Genomic DNA, 23,836 nt, shown 5'->3' with positions numbered 1-23,836 from the left:
TACACTTTAGTGTAGCAGCTAAGATTAAATCCACCTTCTATAGACATCCAAATCAAACAGCATCTGCAGTTCAACTTAGGTTCATTTGTCGTAGCCTTTAATGGTTCTGCGAATGGAAATCGCTTACTAATAACTTTCTATAGGAATTAACACATGTTTAATTTAAACCATCAGCGTTTTTTACGTACATTTTTGATCATCTTTGCTCTTTTTAGCAGCTCTCAAGCCATGTCGGCATCTGCATGCAAAGGAAAAACAGATTCCGCCTGTAACAACAGTAATTCGTGCTACTGGGTAACCGGCTATAAACGCTCTGATGGTGCCAGTGTAAAAAGCCACTGTCGCGCAAAGCCCAAATCATCTTTAAAAAGCTCAGCGAATAAAACAACCGAAAAATCTTCTGCTGCCGCTAAAAAATCAGCAACAAAATCTATTCAGAAGAAAAACAACACACCAGCACTCACTAAAAAACAGAAACTAGCAAAAGAAAAGGCTGAAAAATCTGCTAAAAAAACCAAGAAAGCAAAATCATCTGACAAAAAATCAACTGAAAAGCTTTCAAAGAAAAACAAAAAAAGCACAAGTAAAAAAGACACCAAGAAATCAACCAAAAACCAGTAACCAACGCCTTACCTAGCATATAAAGAGGGTAAGAAAACTCACCACCCTCTTTTCTATTACTAGCACTTATCAACATTCTCTATGCATAAGCACGAGCGGAACCTGTGCATAACCTCTTAGTATTTGGTTAGGGAATACCTATTCCACATCCAACAACAGCTGGTTGTTTTACGAACAATTTTTTACTTTAATAAATGATTAGTCGGTCTAATTGTTTTCCAGTATTTCTTCTTCCAATAAGGATTATCCAACCTTGATTGTGTAACGCCCTTACTTACTGATGCATGCATAAAATATTGATTTCCAATATATATTCCTACGTGGCGATCCAACAATCCAGTTTTGAACAACACAAGATCTCCTGGAAGAAGGGAGAATCTCGACACTTCATTTCCTATAACAGACTGAGCTCTAGTGGTACGGGGCAAATAAATATCAAAGACCTCTTTGTAAGTCATTGCCACAAAAGCGGAGCAGTCTACACCGCGTCGAGAATTACCTCCGTATTTATAAGGCGTTCCACTCCAGCGGGAGAAATGGGCCTGCAACTGACTTTTAACAGGCGTGTAAGCCGTTTCTTCAGGCTGATAACTTTGCCCAGCACACCCTGTAAGAAACATACACATGGCTATATAAACACGCTTACGAAATAACATGACAATACACGTATTTAAAAATTGCATCATATATCACTAACCACTCTGTAATTAATTCAATTACTCTTACTTCTGTTTTTGCTTTTCTCATGGGGTTATTTTTTTGAGCACTTTACCAACTCAGTATAGCTCCACATTAACAGAAGAGACGCTTGACTTAGTTGCTAATACTATTTCACAGCAAGGATACATTGTATTAACTGACGCGCTCCCACCCGGATTAGTCAGCAGCCTGCTTGCTAAAGCAGTCACGCATGCTACGCATTTCAAACCTGCAGGCATTGGTCGAAACCAGCAACACCAACTCAATAACACGATAAGAACAGACCGTATATGTTGGCTATCAGCCTCTAACAATGCCGAGTCGGCTTATTTATTGGAAATGGAAGCATTAAGAATTGCCATGAATAAAAGACTATTTATGGGATTATTTGACTATGAAGCCCACTTTGCCCATTACCCTTGCGACGCATTTTATAAAAAACATGTAGACGCCTTTAAAGGGCTAACGAATAGGGTATTAACCACTGTTTTTTACCTGAATAGTAACTGGGATAAAAAAGATGGCGGAGACCTCGTAATCTATGACACTAATACCGGCGCACCACTTCATGTAAACCCTAAAGCAGGCATTCTCGTTATATTCTTAAGTGATGAGTTCCCTCATGAAGTAAAGAAAGTATACAAAGACCGCTATAGCATTGCTGGATGGTTTCGCGTAAACAGCTCCTCATTAACAAAGGTAGACCCTGAGTATTGAATTAGCTGGTACATTCCAATCTGGAGCCTTACTATTAAATGATAGGTTAATTACTGTTGATAGTAGCGATATTTCGCTACTGTTCAGGTAGCACACTTACAATTACTCATAACGGTTGAACAAACACTGAGGAAATGAAGGCATGGCTAAACTGACTGATATCAAAGGCATTAATGAAGCTTCTGCAGAAAAACTAAAAGCTGCAGGAGCAACGACCCAAGAAAGCTTCTTAACCGTATGCGGTGAAAAAAAGGGGCGAAAAGACGTTGCTAACAACACTGGAATAGATGAAAAAGAGATCCTAGGTTGGTTGAATCGTGCTGATTTAGCACGAGTAAAAGGCGTGAGCACTGTGTATGCCGATTTACTTGAGCTTGCTGGCGTTGACACAGTCCCAGAACTGGCACAACGTAATGGAGTAAACCTTCATGCCAAAATGGAAGAGTGTAATACTGAGCAAAACCTTGCTGAAAAAATGCCAACGAGTGCTCAGATAGAAGAGTGGGTGGCACAAGCTAAAGAATTACCACGCGCTATCCATTACTAAGTATTGACCTAGTCACTACACGCAAACGGCAAGCAACTTGCTTGCCGTTTTGCTTTTCCTCTCTCCTAGATAGCTCATTTCTGCTAAGATGCACTCTGACTATGAATTTTCAGAGAGTAGCACACGGTGTTCACAGACTTTTCCCTTGATACTCGTTTGCTCAAAGCACTCGACGCACTATCTTTTACTAAGCCAACTGATGTTCAAAATGCAACTATGCCAGCAGCTATTGCTGGAAAAGATGTGTTGGTAACAGCCGAAACAGGGAGCGGTAAAACCGCCGCTTTTGCACTCCCCGTTTTGCATGCACTATTGGATTCTCCGGCACCTCAAAGTGGAGCCCGCGTCCTCATTCTCACACCAACACGAGAACTAGCTCAACAGCTTGCTAAGCATATAGATGCGCTCGCTCAATTCACTTTTATTAAAACAGATACAATTTGTGGCGGTGAAACATTTAAACCTCAGGCGGCAAGGCTCAGGAAAAATCCAGAAATACTGGTTGCTACACCGGGGCGCCTCATTGACCACCTCGATAAAAAAACCATAGAATTAGATGACATTGAACATCTGATATTAGATGAAGCTGACCGTATGCTGGACATGGGATTTCAAGAAGATGTTGAGCGTATTTGCAATTCATGCCCTGATAACCGCCAAACTATGCTCTTCTCCGCCACATTAGCTCACGCGGGTATGCGTTCAGTCATTACTGCATCAATGAATGACCCTGTGTCGATAAAGCTAAATAGCCACCGAGAAGTACACTCAAGCATTCGCCAACAAGTTATTCTAGCCAACGATATTGCACTTAAAGATAAACAACTCGTCTGGCTACTGAAAAACGATTCATTTGAAAAAGCCATCGTATTCACTAACACGAAAGTTAATGCTACTCGCCTAAATGGCTATCTCCGATATAACGATATTCGCGCAGGCGTGATTCACGGCGACTTAACTCAAGAGCAACGCACGCATGCAATGAGCTTGCTCGCCAGCGGAAAGATTAATGTATTAGTAGCAACAGATGTTCTTGCTAGGGGTATCGACGTAAAAGGGATAGATCTTGTCATTAATGTGGAGATGTCACGCAGTGGTGACGATCATACCCACCGTGTTGGCAGAACAGGACGAGCAGGTGAACAAGGCGTTGCGATCTCTTTAATAGGTCCAACAGAATGGAACCTAATGTCTAGTATCGAGCGGTACTTAAAGACACAGTTTGAAAGAAGAGTTATCAAAGGGCTTGAAGGGAGTTACGCAGGTCCTAAAAAACTGAAAGCATCAGGAAAAGCGGCAGGAACAAAGAAAAAGAAACTCGACAAAAAAGCGAAAGCAAACAAGAAGCCAAACGCTCGCCCAAGTGAACCTAAGAACCGTGTTATTGTCGATGGTTTTGCGCCTCTAAAAAGGAAGTAGCTGCGCAAAGGAGAAGCCCTCTAAAAAACAAAAATGACCAACGATTACTTCATTTCCTAATAATCGTTGGTCAAGTATTTTTCTGATCCATATACTCGTGACACATCGCAATAATATGCCCTAGTGGCTTAGGTTTGGAAAGCAAATATCCTTGGATATAGTCACACTCAAACTGCTCTAATATATCTAACTGAGCCTGCTCCTCAACACCCTCAGCAACAACAACTATACCCAACGCTCTACCCATTTTTATAATTACTTCAACCAATGTTTTATCTTGCTCATCCAATAGCAAATCCTGAATAAAACTTTTATCAATCTTCAAATAATCCACTGGATAGTTGCGCAAATAATTAATTGCGGAGTAGCCGGTACCAAAATCGTCAACTGCAAACTGAACTCCTATATTTCGTAATGAATTAATCACACTCATTTTTATAGAGTTCTGCTCCATAAATATCGATTCTGTAATTTCAAAAACAAACCGGTGACTATCAACTCCGTTCTCATTAAAGATGCCCTTCCAAGTCTCAAAAGCTTTTGCCGAATAAAATTCACTGACAGAACGGTTAACTGCAATTTTAATATCAATATCGGCTTCCAAAAAAGTGCGCATATCTTTGCAGGCTTGCTGCAAGACCCAATTGCCAATATTAACAATTGCTCCCGTACGTTCGGCAACGGGTATAAATGAATCCGGCATTACCCAACCTTTATCAGGGTGATTCCAACGAATCAGTGCCTCACACTTTTCAAGTTGCTGGTTCTTAATGTTTAATATGGGCTGATAATACAGCTCGAATTCATTAGCGTTCAACCCACGTAAAATATCAGCATGTACCAGTAAATGTTGCTCAGCCTCTTCCCTCATACCTTCGTTAAAAAAGAAGTGCTTGTTTCGTCCTGCACGTTTTGCTGTATACATTGCTTGGTCAGAATGTAGTAACAAACCAGTAACATCCTTTCCATCAATAGGATACATTGCGATACCAATACTCGCCGTCACCAAAAAAGGCCGCCCTCCTATCATAAAGGGCTGCTGAATCTTCTTTTGAAGCTTCTCTGCTAACAAGTCTGCTTGAATGACATCCCTGACATTACGCAAAACAAGAACAAACTCATCTCCCCCAAGACGAGCAACGATATCTGAGTCACGTGCTGACTGCTGCAAGCGCATAGCAAAATCAGCTAATAATTTGTCGCCAGCACCATGTCCAGTGCTGTCATTTACTTGTTTAAAGTGGTCTATATCAATGAAAAACACTGCAAAATCTAGTTTTTCTCGTCGCATCTCTTTAATCAGACTTTCTAACCTCTGACTAAAGAAATAGCGGTTAGGTAACCCTGTAAGAGCATCAAAGTTAGCTCTATAGTTTGCTGTCGTAATGGCTTGCGCTTTTTGCTGATAAACAAGCGCTAACAAATAGCCTGCCGCGCCCATGACGATGGCAAGAAAACAAGCACTGACCCATAATAAGTAGATTCTTTTTGTTGGGGCTGCCCAACCGCTCTTAGGCAATACTGCCAGCTGCCACTCGCCATGCGGGAGGGTGATATTTGTCATAACAGCACCTGTTCCAAAAGCATCTTCAGACCCAAAAAACAACTCACCATCTGAGCCGGTGCCATCTTTCCCACGAATGCCTAGCATCAAACCATAATAGTGTTCTGTAATCTCAGCAGAATCCAATATTTTTTGGTAATCCAAAACAGCAGATACAACCCCCCATAAAGAGGGCCCATTTTGCTTACGCAAGTAAACAGGTAAGCGTGCCACTAAAGCCTTCCCTCCTTGGATTAATTCTAAGGGCCCTGACAACACCATTTTGTTCAACTGAATAGCATCAAGAACAGAGCTAACTTGGTCTTTATTTCCCGTGTAATTTAAACCGATGGCTTGCTCATTTCCTTTAAGAGGGTAAACAAACCTAATGGTAAGATCAGGTGCAAGCGCCACATGACGAATATGTAAGTCATCAGATAAAAGGGCTTTCATTAACTGATCGAACCTCGACTGTTCCATGTCAGGATTAATCGTTATTTCTGCTTGTAAGGCTTTAAGAACAGACAAATTCGCATTTATTTCGCCTTCCAAGCGAGCACGAATAATACCCACTTGGCTTGCGGCTCTAAACAACGATTCACTCTTAAGCCTTTCAACTTCACTTTGGATAAATAAAGATGAGATTAAGAGCACTAAAAACACAATAGCAACAGCTGGCCATAGAGGACTATGATCAACAAGCCTTTTCAGTAAAGCAACTAATTTCATTATTCCTGATCCCTGAAATAATATTTAGAATGCGTTATATAAGGATAGTTTTTTATTCTCCACTTCCGCTCAATCAATAGTTTCTGCCAGTCTATCTGCTCTTAGTTTAAATAAGTATAGCCCCGAGCACTAAAGTTGTAAGACCAAAAAGACATAAGCAGAGACTAATCAATATCAATCACTTTTCCTGGATTCATCAAATTATCAGGATCCAGAGCATGCTTAATCACTCGCATTAACTCAACTCCTGCGGGAAGCTCTTCTAATAGAAAAGCCTTTTTACCTTGGCCAATGCCATGCTCACCGGTACAAGTCCCCCCAGAACTCAATGCTCTACGGATAAGCCGCGTATGAAATGCATCAATCACCTTCATTTCATCTTCATTTTCTGTATCAACAGCGGTGACGACATGAAAATTCCCATCACCCACATGACCGACGATAGGCATAGCCATGCCCACATTATTAATATCATCAAGCGTTTCAATAATACATTCTGCTAATTGCGATATAGGTACACAAACATCTGTTGAGAAAATCCTAGCATTCGGACGCATAGCTCGAACAGCGTATGCAAAGTCATGCCGTGCTTGCCATAAAGCAGTACGATCTTCCGTATTCAATGCCCATTGAAACTCACTTCCTGAATTTTCATGAGCCAATTCTTTGACTATAGTGGCCTGCTCTTCAACCCATGCAGAGGTACCATGAAACTCTAAAAAAAGATGAGGTAAGCTAGAGTAATTCGTACCACTATAAGCATTAACCGCTTTAATGGCTGCATCATCTAGCAGCTCAATACGCGCAATAGGAACCCCCATCTGAACTGTTTCTATTACTGTATTAATCGCCCCGTCTATCGATTCGAAAGAGCAAACAGCTGCAGAAATAGCCTCTGGTATCGCATGTAATCTAAGGCTTATTTCACAAATTATTCCTAGGGTGCCTTCAGACCCAACAAACAAGCGTGTTAAGTCATAACCTGCAGCAGACTTTCTAGCCCGACTACTCGTTTTCACAATTTTCCCATCAACCGTCACAACCGTTAACGCTAAAACAGCTTCACGCATTGTTCCATAACGAACTGCATTGGTCCCTGAAGCACGGGTTGCTGTCATCCCACCAATAGAAGCATCTGCTCCTGGATCAATGGGGAAAAATATCCCTTTATCACGTAAATGTTCATTGAGCTGTATACGAGTCACACCTGCTTGCACAGTACAGTCCATATCCTCATTCGACACACTTAGAACATTATTCATCAATGACATATCAATGCTTAGCCCTCCCTGAGATGCATTGACACCTCCTTCCATAGCGGTGCCTGTTCCAAAAGGCAACATAGGCATATGGTGGCGTACACAAATGCGGGCAATTTCAGATACTTCAGAAGTACTCTTGGGAAATGCAACAGCATCAGGCGATGCTGGAGTATGGAAAGACTCATCATGGGCATGATGCAGCCTGACACTACTGGATGTCTCCAGCCGTGCTCCTAATAATATTTGTAATGCTTGAATAGCAACAGTAAAAGTCCCAGGCATCTCTTTACGTCCTCATATTAAAGCTGTTCATGCAGCTTAACAGAGAGGAGATAAAGAACCATAGTCACTCTTAAGGGACATAAAAACGCCCATCAAAACTGACAGGCGTAATCTATTTCGCATACCGTAAAATTTAGCTATTTTTAACGAGCCATGCTTCTAAATCATCAGCACTGCCAACATGCACACCATCAATAAACACCTGTGGTGTGGTCCCTTGTCCAGAAAGTGCATTTAAGCTTGAAAAGCTTACACCGTGCTGCCCAAGTTCAATTTCCTCGTATTTATACCCTTTACTCTGCAACGCTTTTTTTGCACGAGTACAATGTGAACACCCTGGCTTAGTTAGCAAAGTTACGCGTTTAGGCTGCTCAGCATTTGGATTAATGTAGTTCAGCATAGTATCGCCGTCAGATACTTCAAACGGATCTCCTGGCAAATCTGGTTCAATGAACATTTTCTCAATAATGCCATCTTTTACCAGCATAGAGTAACGCCAGCTACGCTTACCAAATCCAATATCACTTTTATCTACCAACATATCCATACCGGCACTAAACTCACCGTTACCATCAGGAATGAAGGTAATATTTTCAGCTTTTTGGTCTTCAGCCCAACTATTCATAACAAAGGTATCATTCACAGATATACAAACAATATCATCTATACCGTTTGCTTTAAAAACCGGAGCCAATTCATTATAGCGAGGTAAATGGGTACTTGAGCAAGTAGGTGTAAAAGCACCCGGCAAGGCAAAAACAATAACATTTTTACCTTTGAATAATTGATCAGTACTGATATTTACCCAATCATTACCAGCACGAGCAGGAAAAGTAACACTAGGAACAGCCTGACCTTCACGGTTATCTAACATCTGTAATCTCCTGATTAGTTAATCTCTAATTTGTTGAGATCACTATAGTCATATTGAGCACGCTACGAAAATTGATTTTTTTAAGCCCTTCAATAGCTATAAACTATGAACTAACAACCGGCTACATCATATCGCTACTTTCAAGCAAGAACTATCACCTAAAGACAAGTAGAGTTAAGGTCTAAACATTTGATTACGTTGTTTTTTTCGTATTTTGGCTTGCACTAGTACCGCCCGCCGTTCTTCTTCCGTGATCACTGTCCAATCAAGAATTTCTTGTAAGGATCGACTACAGCCCAAACAAATATCTTGTTCATCAAGGCAGCATTGACGCACACAAGGTGATTTCACTTTCTCTACATCATTCATAAGGTCAGTATAAATCATAAAAAAAGGTGCGTGTTAACGCACCTTTTATATAAAGAATTAAACTCAGCACCTAGCGTACACCCTACACAACAGGTGCTAACTGACTAGAGCTGCTTCTAATTTCGTGCTTTCAACAAATCACGAATTTCACTCAACAATACTTCTTCCTTAGAAGGCTCTGGTTCCGCTTCTGGTTCTGCTGGGGCTTCTTCAACTTTCTTCATAGAGTTGATCGTTTTAACAGCAACAAAAACAGCACCAGCAACAATGACGAAATCAATAATAGTTTGCAGAAACTTACCATAATTAATCGCGACAGCGGCAGTCTCACCCGCCGCCTCTTGCAATACATACGCTAAATCTGTGAAGTTCACACCACCCAACATGACACCGATAGGAGGCATAACAACATCACCTACAAATGACGATACAATTTTACCAAAGGCTGCACCCACGATAATACCGACCGCCATATCCATCACATTGCCTTTGACAGCAAATTCTTTAAATTCCTTTAACATACTCACAGCATAGCCCTCGCATTATAGTTTTAGTCATACCATTGTCTTGCTTGGCGATGAACGCAGTATTAACTTACTATTTGAGGGGCTACTTACCCGAATGACTTCACTAAACTACTTTTTAAGACCACCCATCATCCCTTGGATAGCAGCAGGAATATCTGCTGGTAATATTACCGTTTTAGCATTATCTGACTTAGCCAGCGCGGCCATTGCATCTACGTATTTTTCACCCAGAATATACATCACGGGTAGTTCGTTACCTTGAATGGCCTCTGTCACTCGCTGAATCGCTACTTGGCTGGCTTTCGCCAATACAACTTGAGCTTCGGCATCACGTTTAGATGCTTCTAGTCGTCCCTCTGCTTCAAGAATTGCAGCCGATTTTTCACCTTCCGCACGGGTAACCGCGGCACGACGCTGACGCTCAGCAGCAGCCTGCTCTTCCATAGCGCTTTGCATCGTATCTGAAGGCGTAATATCTTGAATCTCTACGGTCTTTAACGTGATACCCCAATCTGAAATATCATCAGAAATAGCAGCTTTGAGTTTGGCTTTAATCTGATCACGTGAAGAAAGAGCATCATCTAACCCCATTTCACCGATAATGGAACGCAATGATGTTTGAACTAAGTTCTGGATAGCCAGATTATAATCTTCAACACCGTATACTGCTTTTTCAGGTGCTACGATATTTATATAAGCTACTGCATTAGCAATAATCACAGCATTATCTTTAGTGATAACTTCTTGCGAAGGTATATCCATCACAATATCTTTCGTTGTTACTTTATAAGCAACTTGATCTATATAGGGCATGATGATATTCAACCCAGGGCCCAGCGTTGAATGGAACTTGCCCAAACGTTGTACAACAAATTTACTTCCTTGTGGAACTGTTTTGACCCCCATCGCCAGTGTCAATATCACCAGAAACAGTAATACACCCGCAATCATTAAACCATCCATTCCCAAAACTCCTGCCATTTTTTATAGTTAACGTTTATCAACCAACAATGTATTGCCGGATAACTCTTTTACAAATATCCGATCCCCCAAAACAACTTCTGTGCTACAAATAAACTCCCATTCATCATCACCTAATACGGGTGTGGTAAACCGAACAATACCCCGTGAATGCTCAGTAGGTGCTTTAATCACTTGGCCACTTTCACCTGAAATTGCTTCACGGGCAATACCTGCTTTTGTTCGGTCAGTCATTTTAGGTCTCAATAACTTAAACCATAATAGCGCAAACACCGATGATGCCGCAGCCCAACAAAACAACTGCCAACTTACGGCAATATCGGGGTTTATTCCTAAGAGCCCGGCGACTACGATACCGCCCAGTCCAAACCAGAAAATGGTAAAGCTTGGAATAAACATTTCAGCTGCCATTAAAAGCATCCCGAATACTAGCCAGTGCCAGTAAAGTAGAGTCACTTCCATTGCAAAAAAACTCCTCTGTTTTTATATCGTCAGTAAGCAGATAGCTGACATACACTACACCAGCCATTCACGTACTACTAACACTAGACTATAGTGGATATCTATAAGTTCCTAGCAAAGTGTTCGTTTATCTTCGCTAATATAAGCGGGCTCGTATCCTGTTTCGCCCGCTTAATAGAGATACCATAGCAACAGCCTGTCGCTATGGTTTAGCTACCCCCCACTCTCTTGCAGTAAGCAACATTGGTCAGCGTGCTCAGCACAACCAGTTTGTTCAATTGACACACTGTTTACCTGTTTTTTATTCGCAGGTGTAGCTGTTTTTTCTCTTGGCAAAGCAATAATGGTGTTTCCTTTGCGGCATAAACCCACATCAATCAATAGGCGCTCATCTAAGTGCTCCATAGATTGATAGGTATACTGTGCATCCAAACGCTTTTGAAGGGCTTTGTATCCGGTTACCAATAAGCTTAATAATGTCATGATTTATCTCCTCAGTTAAAAACTGCCAGAGATATCTTCGAAGGGAGGTAGTAGGGGAATCACTATCGGCCGCGAAGATATCCGCGGCCAAAAAATTAGAACAGAGCCAACGGACAAACGAAAATTCGCTTCCAATGAATATTGGAGGCGGGAGTTCGTACGACCGAGCACATCTTGATTAGCGTCATCAGATCCTGTTCTTTCAAAAAAATTTACTACTTAATTACATATTAACCACCGAAAGGTGGCCGTCTATTAAAACAGCCCCTCAAATGATGTCAACCCTTATCAACGCCTATCGCTCAATTTAAGCATTTCCTGTAAACTCAGCGCTCATCATTAGCTTCTTTCCTTGCGTTTCTATCCGGACGACTCATGCCCGCTTTTTCTGACTTAAATCTTTGCCCTGAATTACTCTTCACGCTGGATGAGCTAGGACACCACACGCCTACTCCTATTCAAGCACAAGCCATTCCTGTCATCCTTCAAGGGCATGATGTAATGGCAGAAGCCCAAACAGGGACGGGTAAAACGGCCAGCTTTGCTGTACCCATGATCGAGAAATTTGGTAGCGCACCACAAGGAACCGAATACCACCACATTAGAGGATTAATTCTCACACCTACTCGTGAGCTTGCCATGCAAGTCGGTGACCATACACTGGCATACGGGAGAGCATTGGGCGTTCGCGTTATATCCATCTATGGCGGTGTGCGTTTTGATAATCAAATTCGTAAAATGAAACGCGGCACAGATATTTTGGTAGCAACACCTGGTCGATTACTGGATATGCTAGAACAAAAGAAGTTTTCACTAGAACAACTCGAAGTGCTTGTTCTGGATGAAGCTGACCGCATGCTTGATTTAGGGTTTATCCATGACATTAAGAAACTCCTAAAGTTTATCCCGCAAAACAAACAAACATTGCTATTTTCCGCCACTTTTAACAGCAATATAGAAGCACTGGCAGAATCATTACTGCGTGAGCCAAAACGCATTAATGTTTCCACAAGGAACTCAACCACCAGCCAAGTCAAACAGGTAGCTTACGCAGTGGATAATCAAGATAAATCCGAGATCTTGAGTTATTTAATTAATGGTGGAAAATGGACACAAACCTTGGTTTTTACGCGCACTAAAAAGCGTGCAGATCAAGTCACTGAGTTCCTACAAGCAGAAGAAATTAGCTCCTTAGCTATTCATGGCGATAAACTACAACGCGAGCGTACGCATGCACTAAAAGCCTTTGCTGCGGGCGAGATACGAGTACTAGTAGCAACCGACGTTGCTGCACGTGGTATTGATATTGAATCGCTCCCTCGTGTTGTAAATTATGACCTACCGAATCAGCCAGAAGCTTATGTCCACCGAATCGGCCGTACGGGGCGTGCCGGCCTTTCGGGGCAAGCGATTTCTTTAGTTGCACCAGACGAAAGGTGCTACCTAACTGAAATAGAGGCACTCATTAATAAAAGAATACCGCTACAACCTGTCCCTTTTATCGAAAATGGCCAGATAATTGATGGCAAACCCCTGCAGCCTAAATCTTCGAAAAAGAAAGGGGCACAAAAGAGAAATATTAAACCTAAACATCAGTATCAAGCTCCCGAGACTGAAACGCCAACAGCACCAGCATTACGACGTTCACTTTTTAAAAAGTAGTTGCTTACTCTCCATCAACCAAAGGATAGACCGTTAATGGGCCTATGGATTCCTTTTACTATCTTCGCTGCTTTTATGCAGTCTTGGCGTAATGCTTTTCAAAATAGGCTCAGTAAAGAGGTCAGTACTGCGGGAGTCACACTGGCGCGTTTTCTATATGCAAGTCCATTAGCTGCGTTGTATCTGTGGACACTTTATCAAGTAAAGCCAACTCCCCTTCCAACAGTTAGTACTAATTTTTTTATCACTGTGGTGCTAGCATCTGTTTCACAAATTATTGCAACGGCTTTAATGGTAAAGCTCTTTCGCCTCAGAAATTATGCCATTGGCGTTGGCTTAGCGAAAAGCGAAGCGGTGATTGCCGCCACACTAGGCGCTTTTTTCTTTGCTGCACCCTTATCTTGGCTTGCCTGGACTGGCGTCATTATTGGTGCGATAGCCATTTGGTTGATGAGCAATAGCGGCTCATTCAAAGAACTCTCATTAAAGACGGCTTCATTAGGGTTAGGCAGTGGATTAGCCTTTGCTTTGACAACGCTATGGGTCAGGGAAGCAAGCTTAATGCTAGGCTTGCCATTTCCCTACAGTGCGGCTTGGGTATTACTCTGCGTCATTTCAACGCAAACTGCTATTCTCATCGTGTGGTTGCTACTTAAAGAACCAACAACACTCAACGCCTTATGGCAGCGCCCTAAACTTACACTCACCATCAGCTTGTTCAGCTGCCTAGGCTCACTCGGTTGGTTTACTGCCATGAGTTTAGAAACAGTTGCGCTGGTTAAAACCCTCGGCCAAATTGAAGTCCTATTTACACTCTTCATATCGGCACGCTGGTTTAAAGAAAAACTGAGTCAAAGAGATCTATTCGGGTTAGCGTTAATTGTCTTAGGTGCTGCTTGCGTGATCCTTGCTTAGGCTTGAGAGCTTTTACGTTTCACATACAATACTTTTTTAACCTTACTCACAACTTTCCCATCTAGATCACAGATAGCTATATCAAACGAGGGGCGGTACGCTGCCCCATCAGATACTTTATTTTTAATTTCATCCAATTGTGTATCGGATAAACTTAAATGAGCTTCGACCGTACCCCGAGCAGGCCTAATGTATTCAATTTCTGCAGCCTGATCCCACACGATATATTCTTTTCCCAAGCGATTCATCAACATGAGCATCATTTGAGGGTCAACCATGGCATACAAACTTCCACCAAAATGAGTGCCCATAATATTACGGTTATACCAACGTAATTTCATACGCACATGCATCTCGCGCCATTCAGGGTCAATATGCATAATACGAATGCCAGCACCCAAATATGGGCCATAAATATTCAGTACGAATTTCAACGCACGAGGTGACCACTTCATGTACTACTTCCCTATTTACTTACCTTGAGATTTATCAGCAGGTATTAGAACAACCTTTCCAGATGGTCGCTCACGCATTCTAGCAACATATGACAATAATGATGAGTCGCTCGTAAACAGTGAGTCAGCATGAGGGAGAGACGCAAGATAATCTAACATGGGCGTTAACAACGCATCTGCAATGCTATATTGCACTCCACAAATAAATGCCTGATCAGCTAATTGCTTTTCTAATTGCACTAGCATACTCATCACTTCTGGTTGAGCATCGGCTACCTTATCCAAACGAATAGAGCCGTTATTTCCCTTAGGAAAAGCAAACTCAAGTAAATATTGCCGTACGAGCGCTTGGTCTACGTAACATGAAATAGCTTGTGACCATTGATCAACGAGTGCTCGCTGATAAGTATCTATCGGCTGAAGCGCTTGACCAGAAAAAGCAGCATCGATATACCGGCAGATGGGCGCTGTCTCAAAAATCTGATTCTCACCATGCACTAATACAGGAATTTTACCAAAAGGATGCAGGGCTAGGTGGCTAGCCTCTTTACGCTGAATGTCATTGCCATTAATCTGCATACCTATTTGATAAGTAATGCCTTTCTCTTCGCAGCAAAGCATAACAGTGCGAACCATCGTACTGAACTGCGGCCCTAAAATCTGTACTTGAGTGTTCATTTGATATTCTCATTATTAGTAGACATGCCATCAATGTAAAACTATTCACAATATGTTCAAGAACATATTTTATTAATACTGCATACTGGTTAAAAAACAAGAGGCGTCAAACCATGGCCTGGAATAATGAACACAAGAAGAAAACCCGAGAAAGAATTCTCAACAGTGCCGCCAAGCTATTCGCACAAAATGGCTTTGACCATATCGGCATTAATGACGTCATGAAGGATGCAGGGCTAACACGTGGGGCTTTCTATGCACATTTTAGCTCTAAAGCTGAACTCTATGCTGAGTCGATTATTACAGCCGCTATGAGTACGGGCCGAAAAACCGACCCTCTAAACCCTGAAGCACCGTCGTTCGATGGGCTGCTAAAAACCTACCTAAGCATGGAGCACAGACAAGGTGATCTTTTTCGCTGTCCTTTAGCATTTTTGACAACCGATATTACCCAGCGAGATGATCAGGTGCGTAATGCTTATACTCGCGTCTTTAAAGGCTTTGTTAAGAACCTAGATAAGCACTCGATACAGCAAAGCGGGACTAAAAATACAACACGAAGCATGCAACAGGCTGTCATGTTGATTGGTGGCTTAGCCATTGCTCGAGCAATCAATGATGATGAATTAGCAAAAGAACTACTATCGTCTTGCCATGCCGCATTGGCGACGCCCGCTCTTTAGACAATCATTACTAAGCGCGCATAGCTAACAACCTATTTGCTGCGAAGCAGCACGCTACTGAATGACATATTAGTCTTGCAACATAAGAACAATCACCTATACTCTAGACCATAAATGCTGCGCTGCAATATATATTTGTTGCAGATAAATAATGAATCAATCAATATAGATTGATAAGGAATTATTCTATGCTGTACCACCTACATCACACGCTAAACCAGTCTGTCCAACCGCTACATCTTTGGGCACAAGCGTGGAAAAAACAGCTCAAGCTATCTTGGATGCAGCCTTTTTTAGAAGGTTCAATGACACGCACAATGCTAGCACAGCTGGAATTGGTCATTCGCTGCACTGATAACTATGAAAAGCCTGAGTTTGGTTTAACACAAACAACCATCAACGCAGAGCAGATTCGTATCAGAGAAGAAGTGCCTTATGCCCTTCCTTTCTGCGACCTATTACATTTTCGCCGCACCGGAAAATACAACCACCCTAAAGTCTTGCTAGTAGCGCCTATGTCTGGCCATTACGCGACCTTGTTACGCGGCACTGTTGAGCACTTCATTCCAGACCACGAAGTATATATAACCGACTGGCAAAATGCGCGGGATGTCCCTTTCAACGAAGGCGGTTTTACCTTTGATGATTATGTACGTTATTTAATCGAGTTCCTTGAGTTTTTAGGCCCAGACACCCATGTGATTGCTGTTTGCCAACCCAGCGTACCAGCGATGGTTGCGGCAACCATCATGGCTGAACGTAACAATCCTAACATTCCACGCTCGCTAACGCTGATGGGCGGTCCTGTTGATACGCGGATCAGCCCAACTGAAGTCAATGACTACGCCTCGGGTAAAGACCTGGAATGGTTTGAACAAAACGTAATCAATACAATACCAGCCGATTTTGCAGGTGCTGGTCAGAAAGTGTACCCCGGCTTCATCCAGCTTTCAGGCTTCATGAGCATGAATTGGAACAGCCATATCAAAAAGCACTTTAAGTTCTTTGATGACCTAGTCAAAGGTGATGGTGACAGTGCTGAAGCGCATCGTGATTTTTATAACGAATATCTAGCTGTTATGGATTTACCCGCTGACTTCTATCTAGAAACTATTCGTAAAGTATTCTTGGAGCACCGTTTACCACGGGGTGAGATGCTTTTTGAAGGAAAACTAATTGATACTTCCGCCGTTAAGCAAACAGCCTTGTTAACTGTAGAAGGTGAAAACGATGACATTACAGGTAAAGGTCAAACAAAAGCAGCTCATGACATATTGAGCAACATACCAGACAGCATGCGTGAGCATTACGTACAGCCAGAAGTTGGTCATTACGGTATCTTTAACGGACGTCGTTTCCGTGAAGAGGTTGGCCCTAAGATTAAGGCATTTATTCAAGCACAAGCGCTAAGCCAAAAGAAACTTGAAGCGCAGCCTGAAACTCAACCTAAGGCGCAGGCTCAAGAGCTACCTAAAGCACAGCCAAAAGCCCAACCTAAGGCGAAGACTCAAGCGTTACCTAAAGCACAGCCAAAAGCCCAACCTAAGGCGAAGACTCAAGCGTTACCTAAAGCACAGCCAAAAGCCCAACCTAAGGCACAGGCTCAAGCGTTACCTAAAGCAGAGCCAAAAGCCCAACCTAAGGCGCAGGCTCCAGCGTTACCTAAAGCAGAGCCAAAAGTTCAACCTAAGGCGCAGGCTAAAGAGTTACCTACAGCAAAGCTAAAGGCTCAACCTAAGGCGCAAGCTCAAGAGTTACCTAAAGCGCAGCCTAAAACTCCGGCTCAAGCGAAACCGCAGCTAAATAAAGTGTCTAACGCAGTACTTGAAGCCATAAAGAATAAGCAATAAGTTATCTGGCCATACCAAAAAAACCGATCTATATGATCGGTTTTTTTTCAATTAAAAACTATTTATCTCAAATAAAGAACGCTTGATATTGCTTAGGTGTTATTGCCATTCGTTGCTTAAAGTGTCGCTGAAAGTGGCTTTGATCAGCAAAACCCAAAACCCCTGCGATTTCGATTAGAGTATGGCCTTGCTGCAATAGCAACTTTGCTTTTTTAATACGGGCATCTAACTGGAAAGCATGCGGCGCTTGGCCATGTACCTGCTTAAAGCTACGAATCAAGTGATAACGGCTTATGCCTGCTTGCTTTGAAAATTCGTCTAGCGTCAAATTTTCACCTAGTTGATCTTGTATCAACTCCTGCACACGCCTGACCGAAACAACATCAGATTTGGTACTTATGGGCTGCTTTAGCGCCAAGTTAGAACCAAGATATTCTAATAGCAATGATTCTGCTTGAAGCTGGTTATTACTGGATATCAGGCAATTAAAAAGCAAATCAAAACCTGAAAAAGAATCCTGATCACTACTATGCGAAGCTCGAAAAGGAAGAAGATCTGCTTCTTGGTCACACTCTAAATCTTGCTGTAAGCGCTTAATCCATTGCGGATCAACAAACAGCATACGATAAGACCAATCTCCTTCCATAGCATTACAAGAATGAGCATCCGCGGGGTTTATCAATACTGTATCACCCACGCCGATACAATATTTACGTGTACTGTTATGGTACGTTGCGACACCTGCGTCGATAACACCAAAGGAATACTCGTCATGAGAGTGCGTTGCATAACAAGCCGTTGAACGCTTTGCACGGCGCAGCTCAATACCAGGAAGCAGCCTGCTTTTGTTAAAAAACAAAGAACTATCCAAGCCTATTCCTTGGCGTGTAAGCTCAGCCGTTTTTTGGTCCATTAAAGCCACCTTATCAACTTTGTAAAAACATCGTTATCACCGTACTGCTTAACAGTACTCCCATCACCCGATTAAACAAAACCTGATGCTTACTATCTGATAAATACTTCCCTATAAGATGTCCCATTACAGCCCATGTTCCAACACCGACCAAACACATGAAAAATGAAACTAAACAGAAAACCAGCAAATAAAAAAAGGCTGGATTTTGTGCCGACACAAATAAACTCACTCCCGACATCGATACCAGCCAAGCTTTGGGATTTAGCCCTTGTGCTAAGGCTCCCTCAATAAAATGAGGCGGCATTGTTTGACCCACTACTTCAATATCAACGGGGTTAGCTGTGGCAATTTTAAATGACATGTATAAAAGAAACGCTCCCCCTATGTACTGCAAAACATCAGTAAATTGTGGGAATCGCAGCAACACTTCATTCAGCCCAACACCCACAAGAAACACAATCAACGCATACGCTACCGTCGCTCCAAGCACATGTGGCAACGCCTTAACAAAACCAAAATTAGCACCCGCTCCGGTTGCTATAATATTCACAGGACCTGGAGATATAGCCCCTACCAGCGCAAAAATAATCATCGACAATACTACCGCAGCCATCCCTTTACCCTCTTTTGAATACAAGGAAAAGACTACCTACCGGAAAGGTATAATTATTGAACGTTCTTGCTATATTGGATAGATATCGTAGCGAACATTACGGCTCTAACGAACTCGAGTACGATCGTCACCCAATAAGGGGCGGTTAGAAAAAGGTGGTACTAAAAAGTAGCGGCTTATTTCAAATGGCATTAAGGTAGCCACCAACTTATAAGGCTTTAACTCTGTCGTTGCGTAATACAGCTGATCCAATGTTGCCTGCTTTTGAAAGCGCTGGTACACCTCATCAACCTCTTTATTAAGACGCATGATGCTTTGATCACTTAAAAGACGACTAGTTGAGTAAAACACACCCTCACCTTCTTTGGCGCTTATTGCCTGCTGAATAAAGCGCTGATTTACGTTTAGCAACGTTTGATGCAGCGGACCACCCAAGCGCCACTTAATAGGCCGGCTCACTCTTAGATGAACTTGGTCGTTTTTCCCCAAACGAATCACTTCTAGTTTTTCTAACTCACGCAGATATAAATACGCATCAGTCGCAGATAGCTGATTTTTTTGTGCGATAGTTTCTGTATCAAACTGACTCACCAAGAGCATAAAAAATGAAGTCAGCCCAGGATCATCAGCTAACGCCTGTTCAGTATCAATAGACAGCTGAGTGGCGTCAGTTGTTCTGTCAGCATCCAACTCCACTAACTCATTAATACTTAAACCCACTAAATCACAGATTTCAATAAGACGGCTTACTTTGCAATCCTGTTCTTGAAACATTCGCTTAACGGTTGGCTCAGAGACATTCATCATCTGAGCCAATTCACGATAATGCACACCCTGAGCTTTCAAAACCCGCTTCAATACTGCAAATAAACCTGAACGCTGCTTCTGCCCTTCCATTACGCTGTCCTAAATCAGATAAAAAGAATCATATTTTAATACCAAAATAATTATTAATTGAATATAAAGATCAAATAGCTATCCTCAACACAACATAACACGAGGATAATTAAATGCATACTTTGCTTAAATCAACGCTCATCACTTCACTACTAATGAGCAGCCCACTTTTATTGAGTGGCCCACTCTGGGCACACGACACACTGACACAACGCTGGAGTATTGATAACCTAAATCAACCAGAGTCAGTTGTTACAGATGCGAGTAATAATTATCTGTATGTTTCTAATATTAACGGAGCCCCCACTGAGCTGAATGAACAAGGTTATATCAGCAAAATCACATCAGAAGGACAGGTACTTGATCAGCATTGGATAACAGGACTTAACGCCCCAAAAGGAATGGCTATCATAGGCAAGCACTTGTTTGTTGCAGATATGCAAACAGTACACATGATCGATATCGACCAAGGAAAAGTGATAAAGCAGTTTCTCGCTCCCAACGCAAAAATGCTTAATGATGTTACAGCGTCGCCGAATGGAGATGTGTATATCTCAGACTTTCTTGGCGGTGAAATATACCAACTGAGCAATAACCAATTGTCCGTATGGTTCCGTGACGAACAGCTCCCTTACCCTAACGGACTATTGTGGCACAACGACCAACTCTTGATCGGTAATTGGGGTAAAGCTATCAATCCAGATTTTACGACTCAAACACCAGGCTCACTTTACCAACTTAACCCAACTACGATGAGATTATCAGCAGTCTCTTCCGGTGTTGAACTCGGTAATATAGATGGCATCGTATCTATCAATAACAGCCTATATGTTAGTGATTGGATTTCAGGTGAGTTATTTGAACTTAACGATAAAGAACGCCGACTATCCCTATCGCTCTCCAAAGGGCTAGCAGATATTGGCGCAACCGCCACATCACTCTATACGCCACTCATGATGGACAATAAGGTTATTGCTTGGGAGATAAAAACTCACCTGTAATACATTAATTTGCTTTAAAAACCTGTACAACCCTATTGCTGTGCGATTAACTTATGATGTCTTTTAATTCATACCCGCACTCAATAGGGAACATGACGATGAGCGAGATTCACTTACACAGTATTCATCAATACCCAGTAAAATCGTGCGCTCCCATCGAGCTCAGCCGCGGCTGGATCGATGAACTCGGTTTAAGCGGAGACCGCCGATACATGGTCGCTGATGAAAGCGGATTGTTTATGACCGCCAGAAAGTATCCCAAGTTGACACAATTAATGGCAACACCTTTTGATGGCGGCTTAATTCTTGCGGCACAAGGTGCTCCTACGCTAGAACTGCATGAAACTGACTACCTTGATGATTACCGGGAAACAGAGGTATGGAAACAAGTCATGCAAGCACAACATTGCGGTGTTGAGGCTCAACAATGGATCAGTGCATTTTTAGACACTCCTTGCCAACTTCTGTTTTTTGGTGAAAAAACAGAACGCCCGATTAAAGATTTCACCGAGCAACAAGTTAGCTTTGCCGACGGGTACCCCTTACTACTGACCAGCACAGCGTCGCTTGATTGGCTACAAGAGCGCTGCCCTGACTTTATTGCAATGCAACAATTTCGGCCAAATTTGGTCGCTACCGGCAACGCACCTTTTGCGGAAGATAATTGGCAAGAAATTCAGATTGGCGAGGTACGCTTCAGTGTTCATTCCCCTTGCGAGCGTTGCAAACTAACAACGTTACCACCGCAATCTACTGAGTTTAATCCTCGCCAAGAACCTCTTCGGACTATGCTCAAATATCGCCGCGCCCATAAAGGAGGCGCATTATTTGGGCAAAACCTCATCGCCCAGAACTGTGGTGTTATTGAAGCAGGTATGGCAGTTGAAGTTATTAAACAAACGCCTGTTGATATTATTCGTACGATTGAATGAAGCAAAAAAATCTAACGTTAGACCTGCGCAGCTACAGCCTTGAAACCAAATCCCATCAGCATGATTACCACCAGCTGGTCCTTCCTGTAGCTGGGAACCTTGTTATGAGCATTGAGAACAAGGAAGGCAAAGTATTTCCCAAGCAGGCAGCAGTCATCTGCGCAGGCAATAACCATGAATTCGCAGCATCAGGTCTAAATACCTTTGTTGTCGCTGATGTACCTACAGCACTTGCGCCACAACTTGAAAGACTGCCAGCCTTTATCCCTCTAGATGGTGCACTGGCACAATACGTATCATTCCTTCATCAGAACCTGTTACTCAAACAGGCCCAGAACACAAGCAGCGAACGCCAAATGCTTTTGCTACTTATTCAATTACTACAAGAGCACTTCAATACCTCTTTACAAATAGATCACCGTATTGAAGCGGCGAAAAGCTACCTTGATCATCGTTTTAACGAGCCTATATCAGCAGCAACGCTAGCGACCGTGGCGAACCTCAGCCAACGCCAACTCAATGAATTGTTTCGCCGTCACATCGGCATGACACCACAGCAGTATTTAATTGAAAAACGCATGCAGCAGGCTTGGCAGCTACTAGAAACAAGCACGATCAATATTCAACAAGTGGCCAATCGTGTTGGCTATAGCAACCTTTCAGCTTTCAGCGACCGATTCAAAAAGCACTTCGGTCACTCCCCTCGCTTCTTTCGCCAAATCAACAAGCAACTCCGCTAGATCAACAAAGAATTCAGCCATACCAACAAAGACATACGCTCGCCTCCGGACATAAACTATCAACTCTCTCACGCAAAACTGTTGGTTAATTCATGTCTCCAATACAACGTGCAACGTTAATAGGCTCCATTTCCATTATCTTGTGGGGTTCTCTCGCACTTTTCACACGCCTAACTAATGGAGATATCCCTGCATTTCAAATGATGGCGATGACCTTCAGTATTGCTTTTGTCCTGATGAGCTTACGATGGTGGTGTCAAGGGCATCTAGGTTTACGCCATCTTCGACAGCCCAAATTAGCGTGGCTATTAGGCGTGGGTGGCTACTTTGGTTATCACTTTTGCTACTTCGTTGCCATGACAAAAGCTCCTGCGGTTGAGGTCAGCTTGCTGGCTTACCTTTGGCCACTATTAATTGTGCTATTCGCTGCTCTGTTACCAGGAGAACACTTTAAGTTGAAGTACTTAACAGGGGCTCTCCTCGCTTTATGCGGCTGCGCAATACTCATCAGCAAAGGTGAGATAGGGTTTCAAAGTGAACACCTACCAGGCTACCTATTAGCACTCGCCTGCGCTTTCATCTGGTCTGGTTATTCCGTTGCTAGCAGGCTGGTTAGCGCCGTTCCCACCGATGCAGTCGGTTGGTTTTGTGCCGCGACCGCCATATTGGCACTATTATGCCACCTTACTTGGGAGACAACCGTCTGGCCAAACACAGGTATGCAATGGGTAGGAATAGTAGGGCTTGGTCTTGGCCCAGTAGGCATCGCCTTTTTCACATGGGACTATGGCGTAAAACACGGCAACTTACAGCTACTCGGCATACTCGCCTATGCTGCGCCACTAATCTCCGTGTTGTTATTAATAGCCGCTGGAGAAGCACCACTAAGTTGGTCACTACTCTTAGCGTGTATTGCTATTGTAAGCGGCTCTGCAATAGCAGGAATTAACTGGAAAAACCGAATCTCATTTCGCTTGAA

The 23,836-nt window shown here is 42.7% G+C and carries 26 protein-coding genes; 12 read left to right on the top strand and 14 right to left on the bottom strand.

All coding sequences use genetic code 11. From position 1 onward, the window contains the following. Positions 1 to 153 precede the first annotated feature (153 nt). Positions 154 to 621 carry a hypothetical protein gene (locus tag QZZ55_RS16410; protein ID WP_293268506.1) on the top strand — a complete coding sequence of 156 codons (468 nt, stop codon included), beginning with the start codon at positions 154 to 156 and terminating at the stop codon, positions 619 to 621. Between the two features lie 182 nt (positions 622 to 803). On the opposite strand, the gene QZZ55_RS16405 is transcribed toward QZZ55_RS16410, so the two are convergent. Continuing rightward, a complete protein-coding gene (locus tag QZZ55_RS16405; protein WP_366512336.1) occupies positions 804 to 1,307 on the bottom strand; it encodes an NlpC/P60 family protein in 504 nt (167 codons plus the stop codon). Between the two features lie 73 nt (positions 1,308 to 1,380). Between QZZ55_RS16405 and QZZ55_RS16400 the strand changes: the two genes are divergently transcribed. From QZZ55_RS16400 to QZZ55_RS16390, 3 genes are all read left to right on the top strand, one after another. After that, complete coding sequence (locus QZZ55_RS16400; protein WP_293268505.1) at positions 1,381 to 2,037, top strand: 2OG-Fe(II) oxygenase; 657 nt, start codon at positions 1,381 to 1,383, stop codon at positions 2,035 to 2,037. A 142-nt stretch (positions 2,038 to 2,179) separates the two neighbouring features. Next, the gene (locus tag QZZ55_RS16395; RefSeq protein WP_293268504.1) at positions 2,180 to 2,584 is read left to right on the top strand and encodes a DUF4332 domain-containing protein; all 405 of its coding nucleotides are present in this window, start codon (positions 2,180 to 2,182) and stop codon (positions 2,582 to 2,584) included. A gap of 126 nt (positions 2,585 to 2,710) precedes the next feature. Continuing rightward, a complete protein-coding gene (locus QZZ55_RS16390; RefSeq protein WP_293268503.1) occupies positions 2,711 to 4,003 on the top strand; it encodes a DEAD/DEAH box helicase in 1,293 nt (430 codons plus the stop codon). A 70-nt stretch (positions 4,004 to 4,073) separates the two neighbouring features. On the opposite strand, the gene QZZ55_RS16385 is transcribed toward QZZ55_RS16390, so the two are convergent. From QZZ55_RS16385 to QZZ55_RS16350, 8 genes are all read right to left on the bottom strand, one after another. After that, positions 4,074 to 6,275, bottom strand: coding sequence for an EAL domain-containing protein (locus QZZ55_RS16385; RefSeq protein WP_293268502.1), 2,202 nt, complete (start codon positions 6,273 to 6,275; stop codon positions 4,074 to 4,076). A 164-nt stretch (positions 6,276 to 6,439) separates the two neighbouring features. Next, positions 6,440 to 7,819, bottom strand: coding sequence for an FAD-linked oxidase C-terminal domain-containing protein (locus tag QZZ55_RS16380; protein WP_293268501.1), 1,380 nt, complete (start codon positions 7,817 to 7,819; stop codon positions 6,440 to 6,442). Positions 7,820 to 7,952: 133 nt separating this feature from the next. Beyond that, positions 7,953 to 8,693: a glutathione peroxidase gene (locus QZZ55_RS16375; RefSeq protein ID WP_293268500.1), complete on the bottom strand. Its 741-nt coding sequence runs from the start codon at positions 8,691 to 8,693 to the stop codon at positions 7,953 to 7,955. Between the two features lie 174 nt (positions 8,694 to 8,867). Next, positions 8,868 to 9,062: a DUF1289 domain-containing protein gene (locus QZZ55_RS16370; RefSeq protein ID WP_293268499.1), complete on the bottom strand. Its 195-nt coding sequence runs from the start codon at positions 9,060 to 9,062 to the stop codon at positions 8,868 to 8,870. 116 nt (positions 9,063 to 9,178) lie between these two features. Continuing rightward, on the bottom strand, positions 9,179 to 9,583 hold the full coding sequence (mscL, locus tag QZZ55_RS16365) for a large-conductance mechanosensitive channel protein MscL (RefSeq protein ID WP_366512337.1): 405 nt from the start codon (positions 9,581 to 9,583) through the stop codon (positions 9,179 to 9,181). Between the two features lie 114 nt (positions 9,584 to 9,697). Further along, positions 9,698 to 10,552 carry a stomatin-like protein gene (locus QZZ55_RS16360; protein ID WP_293268497.1) on the bottom strand — a complete coding sequence of 285 codons (855 nt, stop codon included), beginning with the start codon at positions 10,550 to 10,552 and terminating at the stop codon, positions 9,698 to 9,700. A 27-nt stretch (positions 10,553 to 10,579) separates the two neighbouring features. After that, complete coding sequence (locus tag QZZ55_RS16355; RefSeq protein ID WP_293268496.1) at positions 10,580 to 11,032, bottom strand: NfeD family protein; 453 nt, start codon at positions 11,030 to 11,032, stop codon at positions 10,580 to 10,582. A gap of 213 nt (positions 11,033 to 11,245) precedes the next feature. After that, positions 11,246 to 11,515: a hypothetical protein gene (locus QZZ55_RS16350; protein WP_293268495.1), complete on the bottom strand. Its 270-nt coding sequence runs from the start codon at positions 11,513 to 11,515 to the stop codon at positions 11,246 to 11,248. 375 nt (positions 11,516 to 11,890) lie between these two features. Here QZZ55_RS16350 and QZZ55_RS16345 point away from each other — a divergent pair, with 375 nt between their 5' ends. Both QZZ55_RS16345 and QZZ55_RS16340 read left to right on the top strand, forming a co-directional pair. Continuing rightward, entirely contained in the window at positions 11,891 to 13,177 is a 1,287-nt protein-coding gene (locus QZZ55_RS16345; protein ID WP_293268494.1) for a DEAD/DEAH box helicase, read from the top strand. Between the two features lie 36 nt (positions 13,178 to 13,213). Continuing rightward, entirely contained in the window at positions 13,214 to 14,092 is an 879-nt protein-coding gene (locus tag QZZ55_RS16340; protein ID WP_293268493.1) for a DMT family transporter, read from the top strand. Here QZZ55_RS16340 and QZZ55_RS16335 read toward each other — a convergent pair. Both QZZ55_RS16335 and QZZ55_RS16330 read right to left on the bottom strand, forming a co-directional pair. Beyond that, positions 14,089 to 14,547 carry a DUF4442 domain-containing protein gene (locus tag QZZ55_RS16335; protein WP_293268492.1) on the bottom strand — a complete coding sequence of 153 codons (459 nt, stop codon included), beginning with the start codon at positions 14,545 to 14,547 and terminating at the stop codon, positions 14,089 to 14,091. The two genes, QZZ55_RS16340 and QZZ55_RS16335, sit on opposite strands and share 4 nt — an antisense overlap. A gap of 15 nt (positions 14,548 to 14,562) precedes the next feature. After that, positions 14,563 to 15,225 (bottom strand): glutathione S-transferase family protein, encoded by a 663-nt coding sequence (locus QZZ55_RS16330; protein WP_293268491.1) that lies wholly within the window; start codon positions 15,223 to 15,225, stop codon positions 14,563 to 14,565. Positions 15,226 to 15,338: 113 nt separating this feature from the next. Between QZZ55_RS16330 and QZZ55_RS16325 the strand changes: the two genes are divergently transcribed. Both QZZ55_RS16325 and phaZ read left to right on the top strand, forming a co-directional pair. Further along, on the top strand, positions 15,339 to 15,908 hold the full coding sequence (locus QZZ55_RS16325; RefSeq protein WP_293268490.1) for a TetR/AcrR family transcriptional regulator: 570 nt from the start codon (positions 15,339 to 15,341) through the stop codon (positions 15,906 to 15,908). Between the two features lie 188 nt (positions 15,909 to 16,096). Beyond that, positions 16,097 to 17,758: a polyhydroxyalkanoate depolymerase gene (gene phaZ / locus QZZ55_RS16320; RefSeq protein ID WP_293268489.1), complete on the top strand. Its 1,662-nt coding sequence runs from the start codon at positions 16,097 to 16,099 to the stop codon at positions 17,756 to 17,758. 67 nt (positions 17,759 to 17,825) lie between these two features. Here the strand turns inward: phaZ and QZZ55_RS16315 are convergent, their stop codons facing one another. The 3 genes from QZZ55_RS16315 to QZZ55_RS16305 form a co-directional block, all read right to left on the bottom strand. After that, positions 17,826 to 18,671, bottom strand: coding sequence for an AraC family transcriptional regulator (locus QZZ55_RS16315; protein ID WP_293268488.1), 846 nt, complete (start codon positions 18,669 to 18,671; stop codon positions 17,826 to 17,828). 13 nt (positions 18,672 to 18,684) lie between these two features. Then, complete coding sequence (locus tag QZZ55_RS16310; protein WP_293268487.1) at positions 18,685 to 19,287, bottom strand: LysE family translocator; 603 nt, start codon at positions 19,285 to 19,287, stop codon at positions 18,685 to 18,687. 105 nt (positions 19,288 to 19,392) lie between these two features. After that, positions 19,393 to 20,184, bottom strand: a complete 792-nt coding sequence (locus QZZ55_RS16305) for a helix-turn-helix transcriptional regulator (protein WP_293268486.1) — start codon at positions 20,182 to 20,184, stop codon at positions 19,393 to 19,395. Positions 20,185 to 20,297: 113 nt separating this feature from the next. Between QZZ55_RS16305 and QZZ55_RS16300 the strand changes: the two genes are divergently transcribed. From QZZ55_RS16300 to QZZ55_RS16285, 4 genes are all read left to right on the top strand, one after another. Next, positions 20,298 to 21,185, top strand: coding sequence for a hypothetical protein (locus QZZ55_RS16300; protein WP_293268485.1), 888 nt, complete (start codon positions 20,298 to 20,300; stop codon positions 21,183 to 21,185). 98 nt (positions 21,186 to 21,283) lie between these two features. Beyond that, on the top strand, positions 21,284 to 22,117 hold the full coding sequence (locus QZZ55_RS16295; RefSeq protein WP_293268484.1) for an MOSC domain-containing protein: 834 nt from the start codon (positions 21,284 to 21,286) through the stop codon (positions 22,115 to 22,117). Next, positions 22,114 to 22,857, top strand: coding sequence for an AraC family transcriptional regulator (locus tag QZZ55_RS16290; RefSeq protein WP_293268483.1), 744 nt, complete (start codon positions 22,114 to 22,116; stop codon positions 22,855 to 22,857). Before QZZ55_RS16295 ends, QZZ55_RS16290 begins: the two co-directional genes overlap by 4 nt. Before the next feature lie 92 nt (positions 22,858 to 22,949). Further along, positions 22,950 to 23,836: EamA family transporter (locus QZZ55_RS16285; protein ID WP_293268482.1), on the top strand; the 887-nt coding region annotated here is incomplete at its 3' end.

The organism is Neptunomonas sp., assembly GCF_016744175.1.
Lineage (GTDB): Bacteria > Pseudomonadota > Gammaproteobacteria > Pseudomonadales > Balneatricaceae > Neptunomonas.
Note: the sequence above shows the minus strand (reverse complement) of the source record. Positions and strands in the feature narration are given on the sequence as shown.

Bases quoted from the DNA above. Each gene is read 5' to 3' on its own strand.
- QZZ55_RS16410 (WP_293268506.1), top strand. From the start codon at position 154: ATGTTTAATTTAAACCATCAGCGTTTTTTACGTACATTTTTGATCATC.
- QZZ55_RS16405 (WP_366512336.1), bottom strand. From the start codon at position 1,307: ATGATGCAATTTTTAAATACGTGTATTGTCATGTTATTTCGTAAGCGT.
- QZZ55_RS16395 (WP_293268504.1), top strand. From the start codon at position 2,180: ATGGCTAAACTGACTGATATCAAAGGCATTAATGAAGCTTCTGCAGAA.
- QZZ55_RS16385 (WP_293268502.1), bottom strand. From the start codon at position 6,275: ATGAAATTAGTTGCTTTACTGAAAAGGCTTGTTGATCATAGTCCTCTA.
- QZZ55_RS16380 (WP_293268501.1), bottom strand. From the start codon at position 7,819: ATGCCTGGGACTTTTACTGTTGCTATTCAAGCATTACAAATATTATTA.
- QZZ55_RS16375 (WP_293268500.1), bottom strand. From the start codon at position 8,693: ATGTTAGATAACCGTGAAGGTCAGGCTGTTCCTAGTGTTACTTTTCCT.
- QZZ55_RS16370 (WP_293268499.1), bottom strand. From the start codon at position 9,062: ATGAATGATGTAGAGAAAGTGAAATCACCTTGTGTGCGTCAATGCTGC.
- mscL (WP_366512337.1), bottom strand. From the start codon at position 9,583: ATGTTAAAGGAATTTAAAGAATTTGCTGTCAAAGGCAATGTGATGGAT.
- QZZ55_RS16360 (WP_293268497.1), bottom strand. From the start codon at position 10,552: ATGGATGGTTTAATGATTGCGGGTGTATTACTGTTTCTGGTGATATTG.
- QZZ55_RS16355 (WP_293268496.1), bottom strand. From the start codon at position 11,032: ATGGAAGTGACTCTACTTTACTGGCACTGGCTAGTATTCGGGATGCTT.
- QZZ55_RS16350 (WP_293268495.1), bottom strand. From the start codon at position 11,515: ATGACATTATTAAGCTTATTGGTAACCGGATACAAAGCCCTTCAAAAG.
- QZZ55_RS16345 (WP_293268494.1), top strand. From the start codon at position 11,891: ATGCCCGCTTTTTCTGACTTAAATCTTTGCCCTGAATTACTCTTCACG.
- QZZ55_RS16340 (WP_293268493.1), top strand. From the start codon at position 13,214: ATGGGCCTATGGATTCCTTTTACTATCTTCGCTGCTTTTATGCAGTCT.
- QZZ55_RS16335 (WP_293268492.1), bottom strand. From the start codon at position 14,547: ATGAAGTGGTCACCTCGTGCGTTGAAATTCGTACTGAATATTTATGGC.
- QZZ55_RS16330 (WP_293268491.1), bottom strand. From the start codon at position 15,225: ATGAACACTCAAGTACAGATTTTAGGGCCGCAGTTCAGTACGATGGTT.
- QZZ55_RS16325 (WP_293268490.1), top strand. From the start codon at position 15,339: ATGGCCTGGAATAATGAACACAAGAAGAAAACCCGAGAAAGAATTCTC.
- phaZ (WP_293268489.1), top strand. From the start codon at position 16,097: ATGCTGTACCACCTACATCACACGCTAAACCAGTCTGTCCAACCGCTA.
- QZZ55_RS16315 (WP_293268488.1), bottom strand. From the start codon at position 18,671: ATGGACCAAAAAACGGCTGAGCTTACACGCCAAGGAATAGGCTTGGAT.
- QZZ55_RS16310 (WP_293268487.1), bottom strand. From the start codon at position 19,287: ATGGCTGCGGTAGTATTGTCGATGATTATTTTTGCGCTGGTAGGGGCT.
- QZZ55_RS16305 (WP_293268486.1), bottom strand. From the start codon at position 20,184: ATGGAAGGGCAGAAGCAGCGTTCAGGTTTATTTGCAGTATTGAAGCGG.
- QZZ55_RS16300 (WP_293268485.1), top strand. From the start codon at position 20,298: ATGCATACTTTGCTTAAATCAACGCTCATCACTTCACTACTAATGAGC.
- QZZ55_RS16295 (WP_293268484.1), top strand. From the start codon at position 21,284: ATGAGCGAGATTCACTTACACAGTATTCATCAATACCCAGTAAAATCG.
- QZZ55_RS16290 (WP_293268483.1), top strand. From the start codon at position 22,114: ATGAAGCAAAAAAATCTAACGTTAGACCTGCGCAGCTACAGCCTTGAA.